The 4,095-nt window shown below is 60.8% G+C and carries 3 protein-coding genes and 1 pseudogene; all 4 read left to right on the top strand.

From position 1 onward, the window contains the following. On the top strand, positions 1-687 hold a 687-nt coding region (locus EN750_RS21565; RefSeq protein WP_189526366.1), incomplete at its 5' end, for a translocation/assembly module TamB domain-containing protein. 266 nt (positions 688-953) lie between these two features. Next, positions 954-2,606, top strand: a complete 1,653-nt coding sequence (locus EN750_RS21560) for an ABC transporter substrate-binding protein (protein ID WP_127397586.1) — start codon at positions 954-956, stop codon at positions 2,604-2,606. Between the two features lie 222 nt (positions 2,607-2,828). Continuing rightward, on the top strand, positions 2,829-3,863 hold the full coding sequence (locus tag EN750_RS21555; RefSeq protein WP_127397585.1) for an ABC transporter permease: 1,035 nt from the start codon (positions 2,829-2,831) through the stop codon (positions 3,861-3,863). A gap of 12 nt (positions 3,864-3,875) precedes the next feature. Continuing rightward, positions 3,876-4,095: pseudogene (locus tag EN750_RS21550) on the top strand (ABC transporter permease); the annotation flags it as partial.

The raw sequence follows: 4,095 nt of genomic DNA, 5'->3' as shown, positions 1-4,095 counted from the left end.
GTCACGGTCAACGCGCCGAACCAGATCTTCATCCAGGGCAGGGGCGTCGATGCCGAACTTGGCGGCTCGCTGAAGCTGACCGGCTCGGCCTCGTCGCCGCAAGCGGTCGGCACCTTCACCCTGCAGCGCGGACGGCTGTCGATTCTCGGCAAGCGGCTGACCTTCACCGAAGGCACGGTCGGATTTTCCGGCTCGCTGGTGCCCTATCTCAATTTGACGGCGACCACGACGACGACCGGCGCCACCGTCACCATCGTGGTGTCGGGCGAGGCGACCAATCCGAAGTTCACCTTCTCCTCGGTGCCGGCGCTGCCCGAGGACGAGGTGCTGGCGCAATTGATCTTCGGCCGCTCGATGTCGAATCTGTCGCCGCTGCAGATCGCCCAGTTGGCCGAGGCCGCCGGGCAACTGGCCGGCGTCGGCGGCTCGACGTCGCTGCTCGAAAACCTGCGCAGCGCCATTGGTGTCGACGACCTCGACGTCACCACCGACGACCAGGGCGGCACGGCGGTTTCGGCGGGCAAATACCTCAACGACCGCACCTATGTCACGATCCAGAAAGGCGACAAGCCGGGCTCGGGCAAGGCTACGATCGACCTCAATGTCGGGCGCGGCGTCAAGCTGCGCGGCGAGGCCAACGATGCCGGCGAAGCCAAGGGCGGCATCTTCTACGAGAAGGAATACTGATAGTTCGGCAGGACTTTTGGCCTCATGATGGATCGATTCTGGCGCTGTCCGGGCTGGAGTAAATGTCTCAGTTTAATCGACTACCGAGATTCCAGAAGAATCCGTCGGACAGTAGCAAATTTGCGCCAAGACTGTCGTTATCACGCGAACCGCTCCCCTTTCAAAGTTGCACATTCCCTAACATGTTCTCAATCCACGCCGTCTTTGACATCATGGCCTGGATGCGGAATGTTAAAAGGCGGAAAGCCAACAATGGGAGTTAAGTCATGACAATTTATAAGAGTAATGGCGATCGCGTTCCGGATCACATCCTGGCCATGGCCGAAGAAGCCAAGGCAGGCAAGGTGGATCGCCGCGAATTCCTGGCCATGGCCAGCGTCTTCGGTGCATCGACGGCAATGGCTTACGGCTTGCTCGGCCTCGCCGATCCGACGCCGGCGAAGGCCGAAGAGGTAAAGGGCAAGAAGGGCGGCACGCTGAAGATCGCCCAGTGGATCAAGGATCCCAAGGACCCGCGCAAGGCCGACTGGTCGGAAATCGCCAATGCCGAGCGCCAGGCGCTCGAGCCGCTGGTCAAGTACACGTCCGAATACACGTTCCGCCCCTATCTGCTGGAAAGCTGGGACGTCAACGACGATGCCACGCAGTACACGCTGCATGTGCGCAAGGGCGTCACCTGGTCGAATGGCGACGCCTTCACCGCCGCCGACGTCGTCTTCAACCTAAAGCGTTGGGCCGACAAGAAAGCCGAAGGCAATTCCATGCCCGGCCGTCTTGGCTCGCTGGTCAAGGACGACAAGCTCGACGAAAGCGCCGTGACCATGCCGGACGACCACACGGTCGTGCTGAAGCTCACCAAGCCAGACATCGCGCTGATTCCGAACATGTGCGACTATCCCGGCCTCATCGTCCACAAGACCTTCGATGAGAAGGGCGGCGACTTCAAGGCCTGCCCGATCGGCACCGGTCCGTTCGAACTCGTCTCCTACGATGTCGGTCAGAAGGTGGTCTACAAGCGCCGCACCGACGACAAGTGGTGGGATGGCGAAGTGTTCCTCGATGGCCTGGAATTCATCGACTACGGCACCGATCCGGCAGCCATGGTCAGCGCTTTCGAAGCCGGCGAAGTGCACACCAATTTCGAGACTTCGGCCGACTACGTGTCGATCCTCGACGGCATGGACCTGGTGAAGTCGGAGATCGTCACCGCGTCGACCATCGTCTGCCGCACCAACGTCAACAACAAGCCCTATGGCGACCAGAAGGTGCGCAACGCGCTGCAGCTTGCGGTCGACAACAATGTCGTCCTGCAGCTCGGCTACGGCAATGCCGGCTCGGTCGCCGAAAACCACCATGTCTGCTCGATCCATCCGGAATATTACGAGCTGCCCAAGGTTGCCCGTGATCCGGCCAAGGCAAAGGCGCTGATGGCGGAAGCCGGCCAGGCCGACTTCGAACACGAGCTGATCACTGTCGACGAAGACTGGCACAAGAATACCGGCGATGCGATCGCCGCCCAGATGCGCGACGCCGGCATCAAGGTGAAGCGCACCGTTCTGCCGGGTTCGACGTTCTGGAACGACTGGACGAAGTATCCGCTGTCGATGACCAACTGGAACATGCGCCCGCTCGGCGTCCAGGTTCTGGCCATCGCCTATCGCACCGGCGAGGCCTGGAACGAGGCCGGCTGGTCGAATCCGGACTGGGATGCCAAGCTCAATGCGGCGCTCGCCGTTGCCGACGCCGCCAAGCGCAAAGAAATGATGAAGGACATCGAGCAGATCCTGCAGGATTCCGGCATCATGATCCAGCCGTACTGGCGCAAGCTCTACAGCCACTCGGTCAAGGTGGTGCAGAACTACAAGATGCACCCGACCTTCGAGCGCGACTACGGCAAGGTCTGGCTCGAGCAGGCTTGATCGCATCGACATGGGGGAAGGGGCTCGCTCCCTTCCCTTGCTCTTTGCATCGTCCCTGCTGGTCCGTACTTTCTCAAAAAAGTTGCGACTCGCGGGCAAGGCCATGCAACAAAAACAGGGTTGATCGCATCCGAAGGCCTGTTTGACAGCCAGCCCCGCCGGTTACGGCAGGGTTGGCTTTCATAGCCGGCTCAAACCCCAACCCATCGGCAGGGGGCCGCCATGCTTTCCTTCGTTATCAGGCGTCTTGGCACCATGGCATTGACGATGCTGTGCCTGACCATGGTCGTCTTCTTCCTGATCAACCTCGAACCCAATCTGAAGAAGCTGGCGATCAGCCAGACCGAAATGCATACGTCGGCCGAGCAGCTCGAGAGCTGGCTGGTCAACCATGGCTACCGGCAGAACTTCTTCGTCCGCTATGGGCAGTGGCTGGGTGTGGTGCCCAAGCAACCTGTTACAGACCCGGCGACCGGCAAGCCGGCGCAGCGTTTCTCCTTCTGCAACGATCCGCTCGTGCCGACCTTCGCCGGCGTTTTCCAGGGCGATTTCGGCTGCTCGACCAAGTTCAAGGCGACCGTCGCCTCAAAGCTGTTTCCGGCACTCGGCGCTACCGGCATCCTGATGTTCTGGGTGCTGGTGGTGATGGTGCCGATCTCGCTGCTGATCGGCATTCTGGCCGGCATGCGCGAGGGGTCGCGAACCGACCGGTTGCTGTCCGTGGCGTCGATCGCCTCGACGGCGACGCCTGAATATGTGTCGGGCGTCATCTTCACCGTCATCTTCGCCTCATGGCTCGGCTGGCTGAACGGCTCGGCGGCTTCGGCCAGCCAGGGCATCACCTTCTACAATTTCACTTTGCCGGTGATGACGCTGGCGATCTACGGCATCGGCTACATCGCCCGCATGACGCGTGCTTCGATGGTCGAAGTGATGACGCAGCAATATATCCGCACTGCCAGGCTGAAGGGTCTTTCCTTCGGCAGCGTCGTGGTCAAACATGCCTTGCGCAACGCGCTGATCGCACCGTTCACCGTCATCATGCTGCAATTCCCGTGGCTGCTCACCGGCGTCGTGATCGTCGAGGTGATGTTCCGTTACCAGGGCTTCGGCTACACGCTGGTCGAGGCGGCCGGCAACAACGACATCGACCTTTTGCTCGGCTGCTCGCTGGTCTCGGTGTTCATCGTCTTGATCACGCAGCTCATTTCCGATGTCGGCTACGCGTTTCTCAATCCGCGTATCAGAGTTCAGTAGGGGGCGAAGCGGATGCCGGTTCAATACATCAGTGGCTTCACCATTGTTCTCGAAGTGCTGTCGCGCTTCTGGCCGGTCTGGATCGCGCTCGTCATCGTCATGGGTGCGAGCTTCGCCTACAAGAAGAAGCTGGCGCTCTACGGCCAGCTGTTCGACAGCGGCGTCGGCATCGTCGGCGTCGGCATCTGCCTGTTCTGGCTGTTCACGGCGATCTTCGCCGCGACCATTTCTC

Origin of the sequence: Mesorhizobium sp. M7A.F.Ca.ET.027.03.2.1 (assembly GCF_003999175.1) — a bacterium.
Taxonomy (GTDB): Bacteria; Pseudomonadota; Alphaproteobacteria; order Rhizobiales; family Rhizobiaceae; genus Mesorhizobium.
Note: the sequence above shows the minus strand (reverse complement) of the source record. Positions and strands in the feature narration are given on the sequence as shown.

Excerpts from the sequence above, each read along its gene's own strand:
- EN750_RS21560 (WP_127397586.1), top strand. The coding sequence starts at position 954 with ATGACAATTTATAAGAGTAATGGCGATCGCGTTCCGGATCACATCCTG.
- EN750_RS21555 (WP_127397585.1), top strand. The coding sequence starts at position 2,829 with ATGCTTTCCTTCGTTATCAGGCGTCTTGGCACCATGGCATTGACGATG.